Raw genomic sequence first — 23,784 nt, 5'->3', positions numbered from 1 at the left:
ATTTTCCCGAAGGGAACTGCCGTGTTAAACCGTTATCCTGCGTGGAAGTATCTGATGCTGATCGTTGTGGTCATCGTCGGGCTGCTTTATGCACTTCCCAACCTTTATGGTGAGGATCCGGCTGTTCAAATCACTGGTGCTCGGGGTTCCGACGCCAGTGAAGCAACGCTGGACCAAGTCCGTAACGTATTAGATCAAAGCAAAATTCAGATCAAATCAGTTGCTCTGGAAAATGGCGCTATTCTTGCCCGTTTCAATGACACGGATGTACAGCTTCGTGCACGTGAAGCGCTGACCGAAGCGCTGGGCGACAAGTTTGTCATTGCACTGAACCTCGCGCCTGCAACGCCGCGCTGGTTGAGCATGCTGGGTGCCGAGCCGATGAAGCTGGGCCTCGACTTACGTGGTGGTGTGCACTTCCTGATGGAAGTGGATATGGATACCGCGCTGAGTAAGCTGCAAGAGCAGACAATGGACAACATGCGCAGCGATCTGCGCGACAAGAATATTCCTTATGCCACGGTGCGTAAGCTCGACAACTATGGCGTTGAAGTGCGATTCCGTGATGCTGCCACCCGCGATTCTGCGGTCAGCTTCCTCGGCCCACGTCATCGCGATTTAGTGATCACCAACAGTGGCGATAACGCCATAAAAGTGGTGATGACTGATGCTCGTCTGAGTGAAGCTCGCGAGTATGCCGTTCAGCAAAACATCACCATCTTGCGTAACCGTGTTAACCAACTGGGTGTGGCCGAGCCGCTGGTACAGCGTCAGGGTGCTGACCGTATTGTGGTTGAGTTGCCGGGTATTCAGGACACCGCTCGCGCGAAAGAAATTCTCGGCGCGACCGCGACGCTGGAATTCCGTCTGGTCAACACCAATGTGGATGCTACCGCTGCAACTTCTGGCCGCGTGCCGGGTGACAGCGAAGTGAAAAATACCCGTGAAGGCCGCCCGGTTGTCTTGTACAAACGCGTGATCCTGACCGGTGACCATATCACTGACTCCACCTCCAGCATGGATGAGTACAATCAGCCGCAGGTAAACATCTCTCTCGACAGCGCTGGCGGTAACGCCATGTCTAACTTCACGAAGGATAACATCGGCAAACCGATGGCGACCCTGTTCGTGGAATATAAAGACAGCGGTAAGAAAGATGCCAACGGCCGTTCGATTCTGGCGAAACAGGAAGAAGTCATCAACGTGGCGACCATTCAGTCACGTCTGGGCAACAGCTTCCGCATCACCGGTGTGAACGATCCGAATGAAGCCCGTCAGCTGTCTCTGCTGCTGCGTGCCGGTGCGTTGATCGCGCCAATTCAGATTGTTGAAGAACGTACCATCGGCCCGACCCTAGGGATGGAAAACATCAAGCAAGGTCTGGAAGCCTGTCTGGCAGGACTTGCGGTCTCAATTATCTTCATGCTGTTCTTCTATAAGAAGTTTGGCCTGATTGCGACCTCTGCGCTGATTGCTAACCTGGTGCTTATTGTTGGGATCATGTCTCTGATACCAGGGGCAACACTGACTATGCCGGGTATTGCGGGTATCGTATTAACCCTTGCCGTAGCGGTTGATGCCAACGTACTGATCAACGAACGTATTAAGGAAGAACTTAGTAACGGACGTACAGTACAGCAGGCTATTGATGAAGGTTACAAAGGCGCGTTCAGCTCCATCTTTGATGCCAACGTCACGACGCTAATCAAGGTCATCATCCTGTATGCCGTCGGCACCGGGGCAATTAAAGGCTTTGCGATTACAACCGGTATTGGTGTAGCGACGTCAATGTTTACCGCAATCGTCGGTACCCGTGCCATCGTAAACCTGTTGTACGGCGGCAAGCGCATCAAAAAGCTGTCTATCTGAGGAGTGCGTTGTGGCACAGGAATATACTGTAGAACAATTAAACCACGGCCGTAGAGTCTATGACTTTATGCGCTGGGATTACTGGGCTTTCGGTATCTCCGGTTTCCTGTTGATCCTTTCTATCGCCATTATCGGTGTGAAGGGTTTCAACTGGGGTCTGGATTTCACCGGCGGTACGGTCATTGAAATCTCGCTGGAAAAACCTGCGGATTTGGACGTGATGCGCGCTTCGCTTGAGAAAGCAGGCTTTGCAGAACCGCTGGTACAGAACTTTGGTAGCAGCCGTGACATCATGGTTCGTATGCCACCGACTAAGGGTGAAACAGGCGGCCAGGAACTGGGTGCCAGAGTTCTTAGCGTGATTAACGAAACGACCAGCCAGAATGCCCAGGTCAAACGTATCGAGTTCGTTGGCCCGAGCGTAGGTGCTGATTTGGCGCAAAATGGTGCTATGGCGCTGTTAGTGGCGCTGATCGCTATCTTGGTTTACGTCGGTTTCCGCTTCGAGTGGCGTCTGGCAGCAGGTGTTGTTATCGCACTTGCTCACGACGTGGTGATCACCATGGGTGTGCTCTCGTTGTTCCATATCGAGGTCGACCTGACTATCGTTGCTTCGTTAATGTCGGTTATCGGTTACTCGCTTAACGACAGCATCGTAGTATCGGACCGTATTCGTGAGAACTTCCGCAAGATCCGTCGCGGGACATCTTACGAAATCTTTAACGTGTCGTTGACCCAGACGTTGCACAGAACATTAATCACATCCGGTACCACGTTAGTCGTGATCCTGATGCTGTATCTGTTTGGTGGTGCATTGCTGCGTGGTTTCTCACTGACCATGTTGATTGGTGTTTCAATTGGTACGGCTTCATCGATTTACGTTGCTTCGGCGCTGGCTCTGAAACTGGGCATGAAGCGTGAACACATGTTGCAGCAAAAAGTTGAAAAAGAAGGTGCAGATCAGCCTTCGATTCTGCCTTAATCTGCAAACCGTTCAGTAATAAAAAACCCCGCGTTGCGGGGTTTTTTTTGTCTGACATTTGGGGGGGTTACGGCTGAACCGGCGCGGGCTGAGGCGTGGCAACCATATTATGCAAATGGATAAAGCCCAGCGTTTCCATCGTGACCTGACTAAACTTCACGTCGAAAGTTTTTACCGGCCCCGGTAACAAATCCGGTTCGACGGTGATGTTTTGGGTTTGCATATCCACGGTCAGTGGTTTGCCGGTCACCGGATCCAGCTGGCCCCAGCTCAGGGACGCGGTAAACGGCGGCAACGGCTGACCGGCATTATTCTTCACTTCCAGAACGGCCTGTAATCCGCTCGCGTCAGGTGCCACACGCAGCAGCGTGACGGTCAGTTCACCCAGATCACTTTTCAGCAGCGCCGGGCTTTTCGCCGCAGGCAGCAAATACACGCCGTTGGTGGACTGACGGTTAAGCGTGGTCTGCTGCTCCAGCGCGACGGCCAAATCGGTCAGCCGTTGCAGTTTCTGATTCAGCTGGCCCACTTCGGTTTTCAGTTCCGGCAATTGTGGATTTTGCTTCGCGCAGCCGGTCAGGCTGAGCAATGCGGCGCAGGCCAGCCAAAGGCGAGGGTGTTTCGTCATATCAGAGATTTCCTTTCTTCTGCCCGATGTAACATCCGTCCGGGCACTAATAGAGATGCGTAAGTTTAACCCGATGTCTATGAAAGTAGCGACAGCCTTTGTTGTCGGCACACTTCGGGTTAAACTGATGTCCAATTGAGTTCGCGATCAGGAAGTGCTATGCATTGCCCATTTTGTGCCGCTGTTGATACTAAAGTCATTGATTCCCGCCTGGTGGGCGATGGATCGCAGGTTCGCCGCCGCCGTCAGTGCCTGGTGTGCCATGAACGTTTCACCACGTTTGAAGTGGCGGAACTGGTGATGCCGCGCGTCATAAAAAGCAATGAAGTCCGCGAACCTTTTAATGAAGACAAATTACGTAGCGGATTCCTGAAAGCGCTGGAAAAGCGGCCGGTCAGTTCAGATGACGTTGAAACCGCCATCAGCCACATTAAATCCCAGTTGCGCGCCACCGGCGAACGTGAAATTCCAGCCAAAATGATCGGCGGTCTGGTGATGGATGCGCTGAAAGGACTGGATAAAGTGGCCTATATCCGCTTCGCATCGGTGTATCGCAGCTTTGAAGATATCCGCGAATTTGGCGAAGAGATTGCCCGTCTTCAGGATTAAGGAACGTTAATGCTGTCCGAAAAAGCTTCTGATGAACGTTTTATGGCGCGTGCTTTCGAGCTGGCGCGCCGCGGACGTTTCACTACCACGCCAAACCCGAACGTCGGCTGTGTCATTGTGCTTAATGGCGAAATCATCGGTGAAGGCTACCATGTGCGTGCCGGTGAACCTCATGCTGAAGTCCATGCGTTACGCATGGCAGGCGAAAAAGCCAAAGGTGCCACGGCCTATGTGACGCTCGAACCTTGCAGCCACCACGGGCGCACGCCGCCGTGTGCCGATGCGCTGCTGGCCGCCGGGATCACCCGCGTGGTGGCCGCCATGCAGGATCCGAACCCGGAAGTCGCCGGGCGTGGTTTATATCGCCTCAAGCAAAATGGTGTGGATGTCAGCCACGGCCTGATGCATTCGCAGGCGGAAGCCGTCAATCTTGGTTTCCTCAAGCGGATGCGCACCGGTTTCCCTTACGTGCAGCTGAAAATGGGCGCTTCGTTGGATGGCAGAACGGCAATGGCCTCGGGCGAAAGCCAGTGGATCACATCTGCTGCAGCGCGCGCTGACGTTCAGCGTTTTCGCGCAGAAAGCTCAGCCATTCTCAGTACCAGTGCTACCGTGCTGGCCGACAATCCATCGCTGAACGTGCGCTGGAGCGAACTGGGCAGCGACGTGCAGGCGATTTATCCCGAAGAAAATCTGCGCCAACCGCTGCGGATCATTCTCGACAGCCAGAACCGTGTCACCCCTGAGCATCAGCTGATGAAACTCCCCGGTGATGTGCTGCTGGCGCGTCTGGAGAAGGATAATCAACTCTGGCCTGAATCCGTAGAGCAATGGTGCGTTCCTGGCCGCGACAATCGAATCGATCTGGTTCTGCTGATGATGCAGCTGGCGAAGCGTCAGATAAACTCTGTCTGGGTCGAAGCAGGCGCACAACTCGCCGGTGCCTTATTACAAGCCGGTCTGGTTGATGAATTAATCGTTTATATGGCACCTAAGTTATTGGGTAATAATGGCCGGGCGCTGTGTGAACTGCCCGGATTGCAGCATCTGAGCGATGCGGCGGAATTCGCCTTCAGCGATGTCCGGCAGATTGGCCAGGATCTGCGTCTGCGCATGAAACCGCAGTACTGAATAGCGTGCTGAAAACATCGTACTGAGAATTTTACGCCTCCTTGTCCGCATGGGTTTAAAAGCACATGTCCAGACAGGGTAATTTTATGATAGAATCCGCCCCCCTGCGGCTGGGGTTGAGAAACTCCTGAACCCACTTTAAGGAAAACTATGAACGTTATTGAAGGTGTTGTAGCCACGCCTAACGCGCGCGTAGCGATCGCGATTGCTCGTTTTAACAATTTCATCAACGACAGCCTGCTTTCCGGTGCTATTGATGCGTTGAAACGTATTGGTCAGGTCAGCGATGACAACATCACCGTAGTCTGGGTCCCTGGCGCATACGAATTGCCTCTGGCAACCCGTGCTCTGGCTGAAAGCGGTAAGTACGACGCCGTGGTTGCACTCGGTACCGTGATCCGCGGGGGCACAGCCCACTTTGAATTCGTCGCGGGCGAATGCAGCTCTGGCTTGTCCAGCGTTGCAATGAACAGCGAAATCCCGGTTGCCTTTGGTGTGCTGACAACAGAAAGCATTGAACAAGCCATCGAACGTGCAGGGACAAAAGCCGGTAATAAAGGTGCAGAAGCTGCACTGACCGCGCTTGAAATGATTAATGTTATCAAGGCTATTAAGGCCTGAATCTAGTTAAGGGGAAATCCGTGAAACCTGCTGCTCGTCGCCGCGCCCGTGAATGTGCCGTTCAGGCGCTTTACTCCTGGCAGTTGTCGAAAAATGACATCGCCGATGTTGAATTAGAATTCCTGACCGAGCAGGATGTCAAAGACGTAGACATTGCCTATTTCCGCGAACTGTTGTCGGGTGTAGCAAACAGTGCAGAGAAACTCGATGCATTGATGGCGCCATACCTGTCACGTCAGCTGGATGAATTAGGCCAGGTGGAAAGAGCTATCTTGCGTCTGGCTCTGTTTGAGCTGAGCAAGCGCCAGGATGTCCCTTACAAAGTGGCCATCAATGAAGCGATCGAACTGGCGAAAACCTTCGGCGCTGAAGACAGCCACAAGTTTGTCAACGGTGTGCTGGACAAAGCGGGCCCGCATATTCGCAAAAAATAATGTCAGCCAGAGTCAGCGTTTCTGATAAATGATCACACTCATTTTCAGCCGAATGCGCGCTCTGTTGATAGTCTGGTGATGTCACCTCGCTTATCTTCTGTGTGACACCCCTCTTAAGGCCGGTTTTCCGGCCTTAAGTCATTCTAACGATTTGGAATTGTACTATGGCATCCGGCGAATTTGACGTTATCAATCGCTACTTTAACCGGTTCAGAACTGCCCGGCAGGATGTTCAGTTAGGCATTGGTGATGATTGTGCCTTACTGACGGTGGGCGAAAAGCAGCTACTGGCAGTCAGTACTGATACCCTGGTCGAAGGCATTCATTTCCTTAAAACCATTTCTCCGGCCGATTTGGGTTACAAAGCGCTGGCAGTAAACCTCAGTGATTTGGCCGCAATGGGCGCGGATCCGGCCTGGGTTTCTCTCGCACTGACGCTGCCTGAGGTGAAAGCCGACTGGTTAGAAGCATTCAGCGACAGCCTGTTCGAACAACTTAACTATTACGGCATGCAGCTGATTGGCGGCGATACTACGCGCGGTCCGTTGAGCATGACGCTGACCATTCAGGGGCTGGTTCCCGTTGGGCGCGCATTAACGCGTTCCGGCGCGGGCGTCGGCGACTGGATTTTCGTGACCGGCACGTTGGGTGACAGCGCGGCGGGTCTGGCGGTACTGCTGGAACAGCTGAACATCAGTGATGATAAATCCCGCGAGTTTCTGCTCAAACGTCATCTGCGGCCATCGCCGCGCGTTTTGCAGGGGCAGGCGCTGCGTGATTTAGCCACGTCGGCCATCGACCTCTCTGACGGGCTGATTTCCGATCTGAAACACATTCTGAAAGCCAGCGACTGCGGCGCGCGTCTGGATCTTGACGCTATCCCGTTGTCTGACGCGATGAAGAAAATTGCTGATCCTGAGCAGGCGCTGAAATGGGCGTTGACCGGCGGCGAAGATTACGAGCTTTGCTTCACCGTACCGGAAATAAACCGGGGCGCGCTGGACGTTGCGCTGAGCCATCTGGGTGTAGATTTCACCTGTGTCGGTCAGATCGCACCGCTGTCGGAAGGTATTAAGTTCTTGCGCGGCGGCAAACAGGTAGAGCTGGAATGGCAGGGGTTTGATCACTTCGCCTGACGGGCCGTTAGACGGTTTGATTCAATGTAAAAAAAGGCGCGGCAGGTTGATTCTGTCGCGCCTTTTTTTTAACTCAAAATGTTTCGCTGATCTTATTCAAAACCGACGGCCTTGTGCGGTACGTAAGCCATTTCCAGTTCGGCGATTTCTTCGATGGTCAGCCTGATGTTCAACGCAGCAATCGCGTCATCGAGATGAGCGGGGCGGGAAGCACCGATGATAGGTGCCGTGATCACGTGTTTGCTGAGGATCCACGCCAGCGCAATCTGAGCACGCGGCACTCCGTGGTCTTCGGCAATTTTACCGACACGTTCAGCGATTTTACCGTCAGCTTCGTCGGTGGCGTCGTACAACGTATTGGCAAAACTGTCAGAGACTGAACGCGCAGTGGTTTCACCCCACGGACGCGTTAACTTACCCCGTGCCAGCGGGCTCCACGGCAGCACCGCGATGTTTTCTTCCAGGCACAGCGGATACATCTCTTTCTCTTCTTCACGCTGAATGAGGTTGTATTGATCCTGCATCGAGACGAAACGCGCCCAGCCATTTTGCTCGGAAATATCCAGCGCCTGTTTAAACTGATGGGCGTGCATCGATGATGCACCGATAAAACGCGCTTTCCCGGCTTTCACCACATCATTCAGCGCTTCCAGCGTTTCTTCAATCGGCGTGTTGTAATCCCAGCGGTGGATTTGCAGCAGATCGACATACTCCATGCCGAGTCGGCGCAGGCTGTCGTCGATGGATTGCATGACAGAGGCGCGTGACAATCCGCCTTCCAGACCGGTAATCGGATAAAACACTTTGGTAGCGACAACGATGTCATCGCGTTTTGCAAAGTCCTTCAGCGCACGTCCGACGATCTCTTCGCTGCTGCCGTCAGAATAGCTGTTGGCTGTATCAAAGAAGTTAATGCCCGCATCAAGCGCCTGTTTGATGATCGGGCGGCTGCTCTCTTCCGGCAGCGTCCAGGCATGTCTGCCGCGATCCGGTTCGCCATACGTCATACAACCCAGACACAGTTGCGACACTTTCAGACCGGTTTTTCCCAACGTGGTGTATTGCATTGCATCTCTCCGTTAAAGCCTGCGCCAAGACCGGCAGGCGTAAAAAAATGATTAGCATGCTTAACTGTAGCTCACAGAACGGCAGGATTGCGCAAGAGATGAGGGTATGGAGGGAGAAATCCCCTCTTTCAGGAGAAAGAGGGGGAAATGATCAGGCCAGCCAGTCGGTGATTTGACGGTCGATCCCTTCGGCATCCAGACCGACGTCATGACGAATTTCGTCCTGTGTACCCTGTGGCACAAAGTTGTCCGCCAGACCGATATTGAGCACCGGCACCAGCATACGTTTGGCCATCAGCAGTTCGTTCACGCCGCTGCCTGCGCCGCCCATAATGGCGTTTTCCTCAACCGTCACCAGCACTTCGTGGCTGGCGGCCAGTTCCAGAATCAGGGCTTCGTCCAGCGGTTTCACAAAGCGCATGTCCACCACGGTGGCATTACGTTTTTCAGCGGCTTCCAGCGCATCCGGTAACAAAGTCCCGAAGTTAAGGATCGCCACTTTCTCGCCTTCGCGGCGCACCACACCTTTACCCATTGGCAGTGACGCCAGCGGCTCGCAGGTTGCGCCAGTGCCGGTACCGCGCGGATAACGCACCGCTACCGGACCGCCATTATGGTGATAACCGGTATGGAGCATCTGACGGCATTCGTTTTCATCACTTGGTGTCATGATGATCATGTTCGGAATGCAGCGCAGGAACGAGAGATCGAACGCGCCCTGATGCGTCTGGCCGTCGGCACCGACAATACCGCCACGGTCGATGGCAAACAGCACCGGCAGATTCTGAATCGCTACGTCATGGATCACCTGATCATAGGCGCGTTGCAGGAAGGTGGAGTAGATCGCGACAACCGGCTTGTAGCCGCCGATCGCCAGACCCGCCGCAAAGGTCACGGCGTGCTGCTCAGCAATCGCCACGTCGAAATATTGCTGCGGATATTCGCGGGAGAAGCGCACCATGCCGGAGCCTTCACGCATCGCAGGCGTCACCGCCATCAGCTTGCTGTCTTTAGCCGCCGTTTCGCACAGCCAGTCGCCGAAGACTTTCGAATAGGTCGGTAAACCCTCTTTGCCTTTTGGCAAAATACCGGATGCCGGATCGAATTTCGGCACTGCGTGCCAGCCAATCGGATCCTTTTCGGCAGGTGCATAGCCCTTGCCTTTTTTGGTCATAATGTGCAGCAACTGCGGGCCTTTGAGGTCACGCATGTTTTTCAGCGTTTGCACCAGCGCCACCACGTCGTGTCCGTCAACCGGGCCGATGTAGTTAAAGCCCAGCTCTTCAAACAGCGTGCCTGGTACCATCATGCCTTTCAGATGTTCTTCAGTACGGCGTACCAGCTCTTTGATAGGCGGAATGCCGGACAAGACTTTCTTACCGCCCTCACGCAGATGGGAATACAACTTACCGGATAACAGCTGCGCCAGATGATTGTTCAGCGCCCCTACGTTTTCGGAAATTGACATCTCGTTGTCGTTGAGGATAACCAGCATGTCCGGCTTGATATCACCGGCGTGGTTCATGGCTTCGAATGCCATACCTGCCGTGATCGCGCCATCACCAATTACGCAGACAGTACGGCGGTTCTTGCCTTCACGCTCGGCGGCCACGGCCATGCCCAGACCGGCGCTGATTGACGTCGAAGAGTGACCGACAGACAGCGTGTCGTACTCGCTTTCACCGCGCCACGGGAATGGGTGCAGGCCGCCTTTCTGGCGGATGGTGGAAATCCGGTCACGGCGTCCGGTCAATATTTTATGCGGATAGGCCTGATGGCCGACGTCCCAGACCACGTGGTCGAACGGCGTATTGTAGACATAGTGCATGGCTACGGTCAGTTCAACCGTTCCCAGCCCGGACGCAAAGTGTCCGCTGGACTGGCTGACGCTGGCCAGTAAATACTGGCGCAGTTCGTCGCAGAGCTTAGGCAGGCTCTCTTTAGGAAGTGAACGGAGATCTTCAGGATTCTCCGCCAGCGCCAGTGTCGGGTATTTGGCTAGTTCAAGACTCATCAGTTGCTCATAGTAAGTATTAATTATCGCGCTCAATAATGAAGCTGGCTAACGCGAGAAGTGGCGCTGTGTTGTAAGAAAGCGCGGCGAGCTGGTCCAGTGCGGAAACGGCTTCCTGATACAGGTCCATGGCCTTGGCCTTTGCGCCGTCGAGCCCCAGCAGGGCAGGGTAAGTACTTTTACCGAGTTGTTGATCAGCACCCTGACGTTTGCCCAACGTGGCGGTATCGCCAATCACATCCAGAATGTCATCCTGAACCTGAAACGCCAGGCCAATCGCCTGTGCATAGGTATCCAGTATAGGCAAAACGGCGCGTCCGGTATTGCCGGCGGCCAGCGCACCCATGCGCACAGCGGCAAGGATCAGCGCACCGGTTTTATGGCGGTGGATTTTTTCCAGTGCATCAAGGCTGACCTGCTGGCCTTCGGCGGCCAGATCCAGCGCTTGTCCGCCGCACATGCCGCTGGCGCCGCTGGCAGTGGCCAGTTCGGACACCATCGACAGACGATCTTTAACCAGTACGTCCGGCATGTCGCCGTCGGCTAAAATAGTGAACGCCAGCGTTTGCAGCGCGTCACCGGCGAGGATAGCGTTCGCTTCACCAAATTTGATGTGACAGGTCGGCTGTCCGCGACGCAGATCGTCGTCATCCATCGCCGGCAGATCGTCATGGATCAGCGAATAAGCATGAATGCATTCGACCGCCGCCGCGGGCGCATCAAGATTTTTCAAATCCAGCCCGAACAGCTGCCCGGTGGCGTACACCAGATAAGGGCGCATGCGTTTACCGCCGAGCAACGCACCGTAGCGCATCGCTTCAACCAGCGGTAAATCAGCCAGCGGCTGCGCATCTATATACGCGGTCAGTACGCTGTCAACGCGCTGCTGCATGGCGCGCAGCTCACGGGAGAACTCGCCAGCCGGAGAAAGAGACATCGCTTCAGACATAAACCTTTACTCAGCTTGCGGTGTGAAAGGTGCCAGCGGTGCATCTTCATCGCTGTCGAGCAGGATCTGTACACGCTGTTCGGCCTGTTGCAGTTTTTGCTGGCCCTGACGGGCAAGCTGGACGCCTTGCTCAAATTCATTCAGCGCGTCTTCTAAAGGCAATTCGCCTGATTCAAGGCGGGCAACGATCTGTTCCAGGTCGGCCAGAGCCGTTTCGAAATTGGCGGGTGGTGCAGATTTTTTCGGCATAATTCTCTTTCAATATCGTTGATCAGACTCGGTGACCAGAGCGCTGAGACGGCAGGGTCGGTTCTCAGCCCAGGGAGACATCCCGTTAAGCATGGCACTGCTGTTTGGTTTTGCGCGCAGAATATCCATGAAAAGTGATATACTCTGCGCCGCTGAGTTTATTGCTAAGCCCAATGTGGCACAAAACTGATGATTCATAAACAAACATAAGGCTTAGCAATAATAGGATCCTAGATCCTTATTCAGCGACTTACTACCCCGTTCTTTAACCTGCTAACAAAAGACTGCCATGAAGTTTATCATTAAATTGTTCCCTGAAATCACCATCAAGAGCCAATCTGTGCGTTTGCGCTTCATTAAGATCCTCTCAAGCAGCATTCGCAACATTGTGCGACCGCATGATGAGACGCTGGCAGTCGTACGCCATTGGGATCATATCGAAGTTCGCAGCAAAGACGAAAGCAAACACGATCTCATCCAGGAAATGCTGTGCCGCATTCCGGGCATCCGCTACGTAGAAGAAGTGGAAGATCGTCCTTATACCGACATGCATAACATTTTCGAACAGGCGCTTGAAGCCTATCGTTCTGAAGTGGAAGGAAAAACCTTCTGCGTGCGTGTTAAACGTCGCGGTAAGCATGAATTCAGCTCCGGCGACGTAGAACGCTACGTGGGCGGCGGTCTGAATCAACACATTGAGTCTGCACGGGTGAATCTGACTTCGCCAGAAGTTACGGTGAAACTGGAAATCAACGACGACAAACTGGTACTGGTGAAAAGCCGCCTCGAAGGTCAGGGCGGTTATCCGATCGGCACGCAGGAAGATGTGATGTCACTGATCTCCGGCGGTTTCGACTCCGGCGTTTCCAGTTATATGCTGATGCGTCGTGGCTGCCGTGTGCATTACTGCTTCTTTAATCTCGGCGGCGCGGCTCATGAAATAGGTGTAAAACAGGTGGCGCATTACCTGTGGAACCGTTTTGGCAGCTCACACCGCGTGCGCTTCATTGCCATTGATTTTGAACCGGTGGTCGGTGAGATCCTGGAAAAAATTGAAGACGGTCAGATGGGCGTCGTTCTCAAACGTATGATGGTGCGCGCAGCGTCTTCTATCGCAGAACGTTACGGTGTACAGGCGCTGGTGACCGGCGAAGCGCTGGGCCAGGTGTCTAGCCAGACGTTGACCAACTTACGCCTGATCGACAACGTCTCTGACACGCTGATCCTGCGTCCGCTGATTTCTCACGATAAAGAGCACATCATCAAGATTGCCCGTGAAATCGGCACCGAAGACTTCGCCAAAACCATGCCGGAATATTGCGGTGTGATTTCGAAAAGCCCGACCGTAAAAGCGGTGAAAGCTAAAATCGAAGCTGAAGAAGCGATGTTCGATTTCTCGGTGCTGGATAAAGTGGTCAGCGAAGCGCGAAACGTCGACATCCGTGAAATTGCTGAGCAGGCCGCTCAGGAAGTTCCTGAAGTCGAAACCGTCGCTGAGTTTGTTTCTACCGATATCGTGCTCGACGTGCGTGCGCCGGATGAAGCTGAAGCAGACCCGCTGGCACTGGAGAATGTCGAAGTGAAGACGCTGGCATTCTATAAGCTGGCGACGCAGTTCGGCGATTTGGATCAGAGCAAAACCTATTTGTTGTACTGCGATCGCGGCGTCATGAGCCGTTTGCAGGCGCTGTATCTGAAAGAGCAGGGCTTTAACAATGTGAAAGTTTATCGCCCTTAGTTTCACGGCGATAAAAATAAAGGGGTTCAGCATCGCTGAGCCCCTTTTTACTTTCTGAGGTTCCGGTCAGGATTCGCGGGCGCCTTCATCGGTATAGTTGTAAATCCCCGGCGCGAGCACCAGCTGCGCGGCGATTTCGGCGGCCTTAGTTTTACCGAGCAGCAGATCGATAATCTTCAGGGCAAACTCCATCGACGTGCCCGGTCCCTGGCTGGTCAGCAGATTGACGCGCGGATCGAAAATCACCCGGCGATCGGACCATTTATTCGGATCGATTTTATCGCGCAGCCCAGGGAAACCGGTCATATTGCCGACCGGGAATAAGTCGTGATATTCCAGCACCAGCGCGGGCGCAGCGCAGATAGCGGCGACAATTTTCCCGCTGATGTGCATCTGACGGACTTTCTCCACCAGCAGCGGGCTTTCACTGAAACAGGTCGCTCCGCCGAGGCCGCCCGGCAGCACGATCACGTCAAAGTCGTCGTCGGCGACCTCGACCAGAGTGACATCCGCCAAAATACGCACGCCGCGCGAACAGCGGATTTCCAGATTACCGTCGCCCGCCACGCTGGCAGTGGTGACATCAATGCCTGCGCGAACCAGCAAATCAATTGCGGTGACAGCTTCAATCTCTTCGCTACCAGGTGCCAGGCAGACCAGAACTGATGCGCTCATAGTCGTTTTCCTTTCTTTTAATTTGTTCAAATATGCGGGTGTTTACCGGCAGGCTCAGCCCGTGTTTGCGCCCGCGGCGCAGTACGTAACCGGTAATATAATCAATTTCAGTGTGACGCTGATGACGGATATCCTGCAACATCGAGGAATGGTTGGCCGCCGTCGTGTCGATCACCTGATAGACAAAACTCAGCAGTGATTCGCTGTGGATCTCATATCCCTCTATCGCCATGACCTGTGCCACTTCCAGACAAATCTGCTCAATCTGGTCAGGGAAGGCGATGAGATCGCCATTAGTACATTCATGAAGCGCGGTGAGAGGATTGATCACGCAGTTTACCGCCAGTTTGTTCCACAGCGACGGCCTGATGTTGTCGTGCCAGGCGACGTCCGGCAGCGCATGATGCAAGGTATCCGCCAGCGCACTGTGCGCCGCGCCACGCGGCGTGACCGGCCCGATGTGAGTCATACCCGATGCGACGTGCATAATCGCGTTACCTTCGTGCCGGGCGGCGTGGGTGGTGGCGCCTTGTAAGATAGCCAGCCGGTTAGCCGGTAATTCATCCACCGTGCCCATGCCGTTATGCAGCAACAGGATGGTGCAATTATCATTGAGCATCGGCATCAGTGCGCTGACCGCACTGGAAACCTGCCACGCTTTGAGCGTCACCAGCAGCAGTTCGCTTTGCGCCAGATGCTCCGGATCGTTGGTCGGCATATTACGGTTAAACGCCACGCCTTCCGGGGAAATCACGTTGACGGCACAAAAAGGCTGCGGAATGCGGATCCACCCCTGCACGTCGTGGCCTTGCTGATAAAGGGCTGATAGCCAAAGTTGTCCCAGCGCACCGCAACCTAATACCGTAATTTTCATTGTGCCTCCCGGGAGTGGTGGCGAATTACGCCGTAGGAATCGGGTGTAGAAAGAATATTCTGCTGTCCGGTTATCGTATTAGTATAGACATTTGTGCTGCACATCACATTTTCACCTGCACTTTTTGACCGTCGTGCCCATTTGTGGCTGGAGCTTTGCTGTCGTTTGGCATCGGCGGTTGAAGGCGGTATTATGCACGCCATATAACGTGCAATACAAAACTACAGGGAGAAGCGATTATGCCGTCTTTTGACATTGTTTCCGAAATCGACATGCAGGAAGTTCGTAACGCCGTGGAAAACGCCAGCCGTGATCTGCAAACCCGCTGGGATTTCCGCAATGTGCCAGCCAGCTTCGATCTCAACGAAAAAAACGAGAGCATCAAAGTGGCCAGCGAATCTGATTTTCAGGTCAACCAGCTGGTAGATATTCTGCGTGAGAAGTTAGCCAAACGTGGGATTGAAGGTGGCGCGCTGGAAATTCCGGAGCAGATGGATCACAGCGGTAAAACCTACAGTGTGGAAGCCAAACTGCACTCAGGTATTGAATCGACGCTGGCAAAGAAAATCGTCAAGCTGATCAAAGACAGTAAGATCAAAGTCCAGGCGCAGGTTCAGGGCGATGAAGTTCGCGTGACCGGCAAGGCTCGTGATGATTTGCAGGCCGTGATGGCGCTGGTGCGCAACGGGGATTTGGGACAGCCGTTCCAGTTCAAGAATTTCCGCGACTAATCATCGTCGTTCTTTGAGCCGCAGCCAGGGATCCGATTCACTTATTAGTGCTGTAATTCAAATTACTGGGTTATCTCAGTTATAAGGGACGCTTATCGCGTCCCTTTTTCATGTGTGCTATTTCTTTTGTTGCAGCCGCTTCACCAGCTCGAAGTCTTTAAAGTAAATCGGTTTATCGTGCTGCATGGAGAGATTGCCGGCGATACCGGTCAGGATCGACATGGCGCCTGCGCGGTGATCGGCAGCGCGTTTTAACGGATCCTCTTTACGTTCGCCGAACAGATCCTCAAGCATGGCGTTATCTCCACCACCGTGACCGCCTTCGCCCAGTGAGAATTCGGCTTCCCACGCTTTGGCAAACAGCGGATACACCACTATTTTTGCCTCTTCCAGACTGCCTTCGTTTTCACGTTTACCGCCAGCATTCACGTAGGACATCTCGACGATTTTCATTTCAATGCGCCCTTTGGTGCCGTTGAATACTACGTTCAGTCCTTCCCATGGCAGATAGGCGTTGAGTGAATATGTCATCTGCACTTTGTTCTGGTATTTAACCAGCACCGACAGCGTATCTTCAATGTTGATACCGTCGCTGAAAACGCTCTGATCGCGGAAATAGTTATCCTCGTGCTCGGCATCAAGATACAACGCTTTGAGCTGAGCGTTATCAGACATATGCAGGGCAAAAGGGTCGTTATCAGCCTGCGGATAGCCGTGCGCACGCGGGTAAAACTCCGTCACGCCGCGCTTCTCGGCATTCTCTTTACCGTAAAATCGCAGGTCGCCTTGTGCATAAACTTTTTCCGGCGTGCTGTTAAGCCAGAAATTCATCAGATCAAAATGGTGGGTGGATTTGTGCACCAGCAGGCCGCCGGAGTTGCGCTTTTCACGGTGCCAGCGGCGGAAATAGTCAGCGCCGTGTTCGGTATTGAGCAGCCATTCAAAATGCACAGAAAGGACTTCGCCGATGGTGTCCTCCATCAGCAGTTCGCGGATTTTGCTGTGGTGCGGCGCGTAACGGTAGTTGAAGGCCACGCGAACCTGATAGCCAGTGGCATCGACCGCATCGAGAATACGCAGCGCACGGTTTTCATCAATGGTCATCGGCTTTTCAGTGATCACATCACAACCGGCATGCAGGGCGCGGACAATATAATCGTCATGCGTGCGATCCATGCTGGTGACAATCACGATGTCGGGTTTAGTCTCGCTGAGCATGTCGCCGAAGTCGCAGGCTTTCCAGGTGGGCACCGGCGCGATGTCACGCTGCGCCAGCTGCTGATTCGCATAATCCATGCGTGTCTGATTGGTGTCGCAGAAAGCCACAAACTTTGCGTTGTGGCGGTATTTGCCGGTGATCGCGTCAATGTACAAACCAGAGCGCCCGCCGGTGCCCACTAAAGCATACGTTTTCATGAGATCCCCAAAGGCTGAAAAGCCGTCATGGCTGACAGAATTTTTGTTAAGGAATTCCTGAGGATAATGATTGCGGGAGATTTTTAAGTGAGGTGTATCACAGCGGGAAACATCGAAATGAAATGGCGTGCCATTTTTAGAGGCACGCCGGAATTAACAGTAAAAATGTGCAAAAATCAGGCAGCGCTGACCAGCTGTTCCAGCGCCTTGCGGTTGGTCTGTTTTGTGTCGACTTTCACGTAAGCGCTGAATTCCTCCGGCACGACCACGGCTTCAGCCACACCCGGCTGCGCCATAATACGCGCCTGCAGGGCAGAATCTTTCACCGCCAGTTCAGACAGCGTGATGCGCAGGCTGCTGACGTACGGCGGTTCGGTCATGGTCGAGCTGACCATCAGCCAGACCACGGCAATTGCCGCACACACCAGGAAGACAGCGCCGGCACCGACGTTACCGTAGACGTAACCGCCTAAGCTGCCGCCAATCGCCACGCCGATAAACTGACTGGTGGAATAAAGCCCCATCGCGGTGCCTTTATATCCGGCCGGAGATTCTTTACTGATAAGCGACGGCAGAATGGCCTCCATCACGTTAAAAGCAAGGAAGAAGAGCTGGATACCCGCGATGACTGCCCACAAATGCAGACCGGCAGACCACAGCACGATTTCAGCCAGCAGTAAAACCGCCACGCAGCCCATGAAGACCTGCTTCATATGACGTTTTTTCTCGGCGTAGATAATAACCGGGATTACCGCGACGAAGGACGTCAGCATGGTGACCAGATAGACGCGCCAGTGCTCGCTTGGAGGGAAGCCTGCGTGTTCCATCACCTGCGGTAATACCACGAAGCTCGACATCAGCAGGATATGCAGGCACAAAATGCCGAAATTCAGCTTCAGGAGTTTCGGGTTGCTCAGCACTTTGCCGAAGCTGCCTTTCACCATGCTCGATTCGCGATTAAGAATATGGGTGGCAGGGGAGGGGACAACGGCGACGGTAATGATGATGCCGATGATAGTCAGTACGGCAATCGCCCAGAACAGCGCATGTAAACCCCACGCGTGCGTGATGATTGGGCCGAGCACCATCGCTATCGCAAAGGTCACGCCGAAGCTGATGCCGATAAAGGCCATCGCTTTGGTGCGGTTCTGCTCACGGGTGAGATCTGACAATAGCGCCATGACCGCGGCGGCAATTGCCCCGGAGCCTTGCAGAGCACGACCAATGATCACGCCCCAGATAGATTCGGTGGATGCAGCAACGATGCTGCCGATACAGAAAATGATCAAACCAAAGACGATCAGCGGTTTGCGGCCAACGCGGTCAGACATCAATCCAAACGGGATTTGGAACACAGCCTGTGCAAGGCCATAAATACCGATTGCGATGCCGATCAGCGTTTCGCTGGCACCGGATAACGCCATACCGTAGGTGGTCAGGACGGGAAGAACCATGAACATGCCGAGCATGCGTAAAGAAAATACTGTCCCTAGTCCCCATGTTGCCCGACTTTCCTGCGGGGTCATCTGGTTATCGTTCACATTACTACCTCAAAATAACAATCGTGCATTGTAGTGCTTTTGGCGAGTTGGGGTAAAACGATGGATCTTTAGCAGATATTACGGGTTTTGCTTTCCGGCAGAACAAAAGAAAAGGCCAGTATCGCTACTGGCCTTTCAGTGTGCTGATTATCGGAATGAACGACAGCGCGTCAGGCTAACAGCTCGGGTTACCAAACGTAGGTTAGCAGTGATGTGGGTGCGGAATTAAAGTCCACAGACATCATAAAGCTCAGCGACATAATGGTCACGATGGAGAAGCCAAACAGCTTCCTCGCCCAGACCACGTCGTTCTCAGCTTTGTAACCTTTCAGTGCCATGCCCAGCCACCAGACACTCACCGCACCTGCGACAATCAGGTATTTATAACCTGCATAGCCGCTCAGGGTAAGCATCAGTGTCGCAATCATAAACGCCAGAATGTAGACGGTAATATGATGCTTGGCGACGGAAATGCCTTTCACTACGGGCAGAACCGGGATGCCTGCAGCCTGATAATCTTTAAAGCGGAAGATGGCAATCGCGTACGAGTGCGGCATCTGCCACAGGCTGAAAATCAGAAGCAGGATCAGCGCACCGGTATCAAACTGGCCGGAAACGGCACAGTAACCAATCACCGGTGGCGCCGCGCCCGACAAGCTGCCGATCAGCGTGCCGTAGACCGAGTTGCGTTTCATGTACAGGCTGTAAACGCCGACATAAATCACAAAGCCCATCACCGCCAGCCACATGGCCAGCGGATTGGCGCCGATATACAACAACGCAAAGCCCACAATACCCAGAATAGTGGCGTAAACCAGGGTTGTTTTCGGCGGAATAAGTCCTTTTACCAGGGCCCTGTTCTTCGTTCTTTCCATGATCCGGTCGATGTCGCGGTCGATGAAGTTGTTAAACACACAACCCGATGCGACGACCAGCGAAACGCCCACCAAAGTGGCGAGAAAGAGTGGGAAGTCGATGTTGCCTTTGGCAGCAAGGAGGAATCCCCCGATGACAGAAATTAAGTTGCCGAAAATAATTCCTGGTTTCGTTACTTGCAGGTATTGCTTAATCATCACGTGCAGCTCGGCTCTTTAACTGACCATCATATTGAGGTTGAGGTTATACATAATCCACAATGAGCCCACAACGACGATAAAGATAATCACAGCGGTGAACAGAAATGCCACCAGATTCCAGCGAGCTTCCGACGCAGTACTTAAGTGCAGGAAGAACACCAGATGGACAACGATCTGGATGACCGCGGATGCAACCACGGTACCAATGATCAGTGAATGCGAAGCAGTATCGCTCATGACCATGGCGAACGGGATAACCGTCAGGATCACTGACAGGATGAAGCCAATCAGGTATGACTTCACGCTGCCGTGGCTTGCGCCGCCGTGGGAAGTGGCAGAATGACTCATGCTAATACCCCCATCAGGTAAACAACGGTGAATACACAGATCCAGACAACGTCCAGGAAGTGCCAGAACAGACTCAGGCACATCAGACGGGTTTGGTTAACGGCGTTCAGACCACGGCGGCTTACCTGTACCATCATGATGATGATCCAGATCAGACCGCAGGTTACGTGGATCCCGTGGGTGGCTACCAGCGCAAAGAACGCTGACAGGAAACCACTGCGATCCGGACCGAAACCTTCTTTGATCAGGTGATGGAATTCGTACACTTCCATGCAGATGAAGCCCAGACCGAACAGGAAGGTCAGGAACAACCAGCCGTTGACTGCTTTCACACTGCCCTTGCTCATACCGAGCATCGCCATGCCGTACGTAATACTACTGAACAGCAGGAAGAAGGTTTCTACCAGAACGAACGGCAGTTCAAAAATGTCTTTACCAGTCGGGCCACCCGCGGTCCCGTGCACCAGCACCGCGTAAGTTGCGAACAAGCTCGCAAACAGTACGCAGTCACTCATCAGGTAGATCCAGAAGCCGAAGACTTTGGTCTCACCCGCGTCGTGGTGCCCATGCTCTGCATGGGCTGCGTCGTGGTTAGTCAGGGTATCAGTTGCCATGTTTCACACCTGCTTTACGGATTTGTTCATGATGAAGATTTTCAATACGTTCGACTTCTTCAGCTGATACGTAGTAATCAACATCTTCGTCGAAGCTTTTCACAATCCAGGTCACTACCAGTGCGAGGAAGCTTACTGCTGCCAGCCACCAGATATCCCAGATTAATGCGAAACCACAAACCAGACTCAACATAGCGATGATGAAGCCTGCGCCGCTGTTACGTGGCATATGAATTTTTTCATATTTTGCAGGTTGCTTGTAAGCGGTGCCTTTCTCTTTCATGTCCCAGAACTCATCGCGGTCGTGAATTTGCGGCACGATAGCGAAGTTGTAGAACGGAGGAGGAGAAGAAGTTGACCACTCCAGAGTACGTGCATCCCACGGGTCACCGGTCAGATCGCGGTTCTGGTCGCGGTCGCGGACAGAAACGAAGATCATGATCAGCTGGCAGAGGATACCGATAGCAATCAGTGCTGCACCACACGCGGCGATAACCAGCAGCGGATGGAACTCAGGATCGATATTCTGGCTGACACGACGGGTCATACCCATGAAGCCCAGTACGTACAGTGGCATGAATGCAACGAAGAAGCCGATGATCCAGAACCAGAATGAACGCACACCCCATTTCTCATTCAGCGTAAAGCCGAAGGATTTAGGGAACCAGTAAGTAAGACCTGCGAAGCAACCGAAGACCACACCACCGATGATAACGTTGTGGAAGTGAGCAATCAGGAACAGGCTGTTGTGCAACACGAAGTCAGCACCCGGAACCGCCAACAGAACGCCGGTCATACCACCCACAGAGAAGGTGACAATGAAGCCAACGGTCCACAGCATCGCTGCGTTCAGCGTGATACGGCCCTGGTACATGGTGAACAGCCAGTTGAAGATTTTTACCCCGGTCGGGATAGAAATGATCATCGTCATGATGCCGAAGAAGGCATTGACGTTAGCGCCTGAACCCATGGTGAAGAAGTGGTGCAGCCAAACGACGAACGACAACACGGTGATGGCGATGGTTGCCCATACCAGCGAGGTGTAACCGAACAGACGTTTCTTAGAGAAGGTTGCGGTAACTTCAGAGAACACACCAAAGACTGGCAGAACCAAAATGTACACTTCCGGATGGCCCCAGGCCCAAATCAGGTTGATGTACATCATCATGTTGCCGCCCATATCATTCGTGAAGAAATGGGTGCCCAGATAACGGTCTAAAGTCAGCAGTGCAACAGTCACGGTCAGAATCGGGAAGGACACGATAATCAACACGTTGGTGCACAGTGCGGCCCAGGTAAATACCGGCATTTTCATCAGCGGCATGCCTGGTGCGCGCATCTTGAGGATGGTCGCGAAGAAGTTAACACCAGTCAGCAAGGTACCAATACCGGATATCTGTAGACTCCATATCCAATAATCGACCCCCACCCCCGGACTGTATTCCTTACCGGACAACGGCGGATAGGCCAACCAACCGGTCTGTGCGAACTCACCGACACCCAGAGAGATGTTGATAAGAATCACAGCGGCAGCGGTGAACCAGAAGCTGACGTTGTTCAGGAACGGGAACGCAACGTCGCGTGCACCGATCTGCAAAGGAACCACCACGTTCATCAAACCGATAACGAAAGGCATCGCCATGAAGAAGATCATGATTACGCCGTGCGCGGTAAAGATTTGGTCGTAGTGATGAGGCGGCAGGAAGCCAGGTTCACCCGCAGAGGCGAGCACCTGCTGGCTACGCATCATGATGGCATCGGCAAAGCCACGCAACAGCATGACGAAAGCCAGAATGATGTACATGATACCTAATTTTTTGTGGTCGACGGAGGTCAGCCACTCGGTCCACAGATACTTCCACTTGCCGAAATAGGTGATACCGGCAACAACTGCCAGACCGCCCAGGATTATTGCGGCAACGGTGACCATGATAATCGGTTCATGATACGGAACCGAATCAAGCGTTAATTTTCCGAACATCGTTTATTCCTCGGCTCCGGCTGCGTGAGACTGTCCACCCATATCCATGCCTTTCATGTCAGTGCCGGCAGGCATTGGCATGGTATGACCTTCTGGCGCTGCCTTCATGTCATGCATGGAGTATTTGCCAATGATTTCTTTGAACAGGCCTGGTTTTGCGACAGAGAAATATTCGACCGGGTTGTCGATGCTCTGTGCAGCCAGCTTGTTGAAGTCATCAGTGGTTGCCAGTTGGTTCGGTGCGCTTTTCACTTTCGCTACCCAGGTGTCGAAATCGCCACGGGTTGGGGTCGCAATTGTGTTGAACTTCATGCCAGAGAAACCACGGCCACTGAAGTTTGACGAGATGCCTTTATAGGTGCCAGCTTCATTTGCAATCAAATGCAACTGAGTCTGCATACCCGCCATCGCGTAAATCTGTCCGCCTAACTGAGGAATAAAGAACGAGTTCATCACAGAGTCTGAAGTGACTTTGAACTGAACAGGCACGTCTTTCGGGATAACCAGTTCGTTAACAGTTGCGATGCCCTGTTCCGGATAAATGAACAACCATTTCCAGTCCAGAGAAACGACTTCAACCGTCATCGGTTTTTGGTCAGATACGATTGGCTTGAACGGATCAAGCGCATGGGTGGTCTTCCAGGTAATCGTTGCCAGAATGGCAATGATAATAATTGGAACAGTCCAGACGACGGCTTCAATTTTGTTGGAGTGGGACCAGTTAGGACTGTAGGTTGCTTTTGTGTTGGAAGCACGATACTTCCACGCAAAGGCAAACGCCATGATAATAACTGGAATAACAACGATCAGCATTAAACCGATCGCCGTTAAAATCAGCGTTCTCTGTTCAAGTCCAATTGCTCCCTTGGGATCCATCAATGCCGTATTGCAACCGCTTAACATTAACGCGGAAGCAAATAAGGACAACATCCCAATACTTTTATTGTATTTCTTAAGTCTCATCTAACGACCTCAATAACTAGGGCTCTATTGTCGCTTCAGGTGTGCGGGCATTTTACGGGAAGGTTGCAGGACTGTAAACACGCTTAAACAAGTGTCAAAGCGCTGTTGACACTTTATGTTAACGCAGTCACACATGTC

23 protein-coding genes are annotated in these 23,784 nt (G+C 53.1%); 9 read left to right on the top strand and 14 right to left on the bottom strand.

Going from position 1 to position 23,784, the window contains the following annotated elements; genetic code table 11:
- Window positions 1-21 precede the first annotated feature (21 nt).
- Window positions 22-1,869 (top strand): protein translocase subunit SecD, encoded by a 1,848-nt coding sequence (gene secD, locus I2123_RS18860; protein WP_112164288.1) that lies wholly within the window; start codon window positions 22-24, stop codon window positions 1,867-1,869.
- Window positions 1,870-1,879: 10 nt separating this feature from the next.
- Window positions 1,880-2,851 (top strand): protein translocase subunit SecF, encoded by a 972-nt coding sequence (secF, locus tag I2123_RS18855; protein ID WP_112164289.1) that lies wholly within the window; start codon window positions 1,880-1,882, stop codon window positions 2,849-2,851.
- 67 nt (window positions 2,852-2,918) lie between these two features.
- Here the strand turns inward: secF and I2123_RS18850 are convergent, their stop codons facing one another.
- Window positions 2,919-3,479: a DUF3251 domain-containing protein gene (locus I2123_RS18850; RefSeq protein WP_213051249.1), complete on the bottom strand. Its 561-nt coding sequence runs from the start codon at window positions 3,477-3,479 to the stop codon at window positions 2,919-2,921.
- Window positions 3,480-3,638: 159 nt separating this feature from the next.
- Between I2123_RS18850 and nrdR the strand changes: the two genes are divergently transcribed.
- The 5 genes from nrdR to thiL all read left to right on the top strand — a co-directional run bounded on the left by nrdR (window position 3,639) and on the right by thiL (window position 7,410).
- On the top strand, window positions 3,639-4,088 hold the full coding sequence (nrdR, locus tag I2123_RS18845) for a transcriptional regulator NrdR (RefSeq protein WP_112164291.1): 450 nt from the start codon (window positions 3,639-3,641) through the stop codon (window positions 4,086-4,088).
- A 9-nt stretch (window positions 4,089-4,097) separates the two neighbouring features.
- Window positions 4,098-5,219, top strand: coding sequence for a bifunctional diaminohydroxyphosphoribosylaminopyrimidine deaminase/5-amino-6-(5-phosphoribosylamino)uracil reductase RibD (gene ribD / locus I2123_RS18840; protein WP_213051248.1), 1,122 nt, complete (start codon window positions 4,098-4,100; stop codon window positions 5,217-5,219).
- Between the two features lie 150 nt (window positions 5,220-5,369).
- Window positions 5,370-5,840, top strand: coding sequence for a 6,7-dimethyl-8-ribityllumazine synthase (gene ribH, locus I2123_RS18835; protein WP_056771010.1), 471 nt, complete (start codon window positions 5,370-5,372; stop codon window positions 5,838-5,840).
- A gap of 20 nt (window positions 5,841-5,860) precedes the next feature.
- Entirely contained in the window at window positions 5,861-6,274 is a 414-nt protein-coding gene (gene nusB / locus I2123_RS18830) for a transcription antitermination factor NusB (protein ID WP_101075473.1), read from the top strand.
- A gap of 164 nt (window positions 6,275-6,438) precedes the next feature.
- Window positions 6,439-7,410 (top strand): thiamine-phosphate kinase, encoded by a 972-nt coding sequence (gene thiL, locus I2123_RS18825; protein WP_112164293.1) that lies wholly within the window; start codon window positions 6,439-6,441, stop codon window positions 7,408-7,410.
- 92 nt (window positions 7,411-7,502) lie between these two features.
- Here the strand turns inward: thiL and I2123_RS18820 are convergent, their stop codons facing one another.
- The 4 genes from I2123_RS18820 to xseB all read right to left on the bottom strand — a co-directional run bounded on the left by I2123_RS18820 (window position 7,503) and on the right by xseB (window position 11,689).
- Entirely contained in the window at window positions 7,503-8,477 is a 975-nt protein-coding gene (locus tag I2123_RS18820) for an aldo/keto reductase (RefSeq protein WP_112164294.1), read from the bottom strand.
- Window positions 8,478-8,628: 151 nt separating this feature from the next.
- Entirely contained in the window at window positions 8,629-10,491 is a 1,863-nt protein-coding gene (dxs, locus tag I2123_RS18815) for a 1-deoxy-D-xylulose-5-phosphate synthase (RefSeq protein ID WP_112164295.1), read from the bottom strand.
- Window positions 10,492-10,510: 19 nt separating this feature from the next.
- The gene (gene ispA, locus I2123_RS18810) at window positions 10,511-11,440 is read right to left on the bottom strand and encodes a (2E,6E)-farnesyl diphosphate synthase (protein WP_213051247.1); all 930 of its coding nucleotides are present in this window, start codon (window positions 11,438-11,440) and stop codon (window positions 10,511-10,513) included.
- 6 nt (window positions 11,441-11,446) lie between these two features.
- A complete protein-coding gene (gene xseB, locus I2123_RS18805; protein ID WP_112164297.1) occupies window positions 11,447-11,689 on the bottom strand; it encodes an exodeoxyribonuclease VII small subunit in 243 nt (80 codons plus the stop codon).
- 289 nt (window positions 11,690-11,978) lie between these two features.
- Between xseB and thiI the strand changes: the two genes are divergently transcribed.
- Complete coding sequence (thiI, locus tag I2123_RS18800) at window positions 11,979-13,427, top strand: tRNA uracil 4-sulfurtransferase ThiI (protein WP_112164298.1); 1,449 nt, start codon at window positions 11,979-11,981, stop codon at window positions 13,425-13,427.
- Between the two features lie 66 nt (window positions 13,428-13,493).
- Here thiI and yajL read toward each other — a convergent pair whose 3' ends face one another.
- Both yajL and panE read right to left on the bottom strand, forming a co-directional pair.
- Window positions 13,494-14,102 (bottom strand): protein deglycase YajL, encoded by a 609-nt coding sequence (yajL, locus tag I2123_RS18795; RefSeq protein ID WP_112164299.1) that lies wholly within the window; start codon window positions 14,100-14,102, stop codon window positions 13,494-13,496.
- Window positions 14,065-14,976, bottom strand: coding sequence for a 2-dehydropantoate 2-reductase (panE, locus tag I2123_RS18790; RefSeq protein ID WP_112164300.1), 912 nt, complete (start codon window positions 14,974-14,976; stop codon window positions 14,065-14,067). The genes yajL and panE overlap by 38 nt, the downstream gene beginning before the upstream one ends.
- A 239-nt stretch (window positions 14,977-15,215) precedes the next feature.
- Here panE and I2123_RS18785 point away from each other — a divergent pair, with 239 nt between their 5' ends.
- Entirely contained in the window at window positions 15,216-15,707 is a 492-nt protein-coding gene (locus tag I2123_RS18785) for a YajQ family cyclic di-GMP-binding protein (protein WP_112164301.1), read from the top strand.
- A gap of 117 nt (window positions 15,708-15,824) precedes the next feature.
- Here the strand turns inward: I2123_RS18785 and I2123_RS18780 are convergent, their stop codons facing one another.
- The 7 genes from I2123_RS18780 to cyoA all read right to left on the bottom strand — a co-directional run bounded on the left by I2123_RS18780 (window position 15,825) and on the right by cyoA (window position 23,646).
- Window positions 15,825-17,123, bottom strand: coding sequence for a Gfo/Idh/MocA family protein (locus I2123_RS18780; protein WP_213051246.1), 1,299 nt, complete (start codon window positions 17,121-17,123; stop codon window positions 15,825-15,827).
- A gap of 176 nt (window positions 17,124-17,299) precedes the next feature.
- Window positions 17,300-18,664, bottom strand: coding sequence for an MFS transporter (locus tag I2123_RS18775; protein WP_213051245.1), 1,365 nt, complete (start codon window positions 18,662-18,664; stop codon window positions 17,300-17,302).
- 188 nt (window positions 18,665-18,852) lie between these two features.
- Entirely contained in the window at window positions 18,853-19,737 is an 885-nt protein-coding gene (cyoE, locus tag I2123_RS18770; RefSeq protein WP_112164304.1) for a heme o synthase, read from the bottom strand.
- Window positions 19,738-19,755: 18 nt separating this feature from the next.
- Window positions 19,756-20,088 (bottom strand): cytochrome o ubiquinol oxidase subunit IV, encoded by a 333-nt coding sequence (locus tag I2123_RS18765; protein ID WP_056771051.1) that lies wholly within the window; start codon window positions 20,086-20,088, stop codon window positions 19,756-19,758.
- Entirely contained in the window at window positions 20,085-20,702 is a 618-nt protein-coding gene (locus tag I2123_RS18760) for a cytochrome o ubiquinol oxidase subunit III (RefSeq protein ID WP_112164305.1), read from the bottom strand. Before I2123_RS18760 ends, I2123_RS18765 begins: the two co-directional genes overlap by 4 nt.
- Window positions 20,692-22,683: a cytochrome o ubiquinol oxidase subunit I gene (gene cyoB, locus I2123_RS18755; RefSeq protein WP_112164306.1), complete on the bottom strand. Its 1,992-nt coding sequence runs from the start codon at window positions 22,681-22,683 to the stop codon at window positions 20,692-20,694. Before cyoB ends, I2123_RS18760 begins: the two co-directional genes overlap by 11 nt.
- A 3-nt stretch (window positions 22,684-22,686) precedes the next feature.
- A complete protein-coding gene (gene cyoA, locus I2123_RS18750; protein ID WP_112164307.1) occupies window positions 22,687-23,646 on the bottom strand; it encodes a cytochrome o ubiquinol oxidase subunit II in 960 nt (319 codons plus the stop codon).
- Between the last annotated feature and the right edge of the window lie 138 nt (window positions 23,647-23,784).

Origin of the sequence: Rahnella inusitata (genome assembly GCF_018288855.1) — a bacterium.
In the GTDB taxonomy this organism is placed as follows: Bacteria; Pseudomonadota; Gammaproteobacteria; order Enterobacterales; family Enterobacteriaceae; genus Rahnella; species Rahnella inusitata.
Note: the sequence above shows the minus strand (reverse complement) of the source record. Positions and strands in the feature narration are given on the sequence as shown.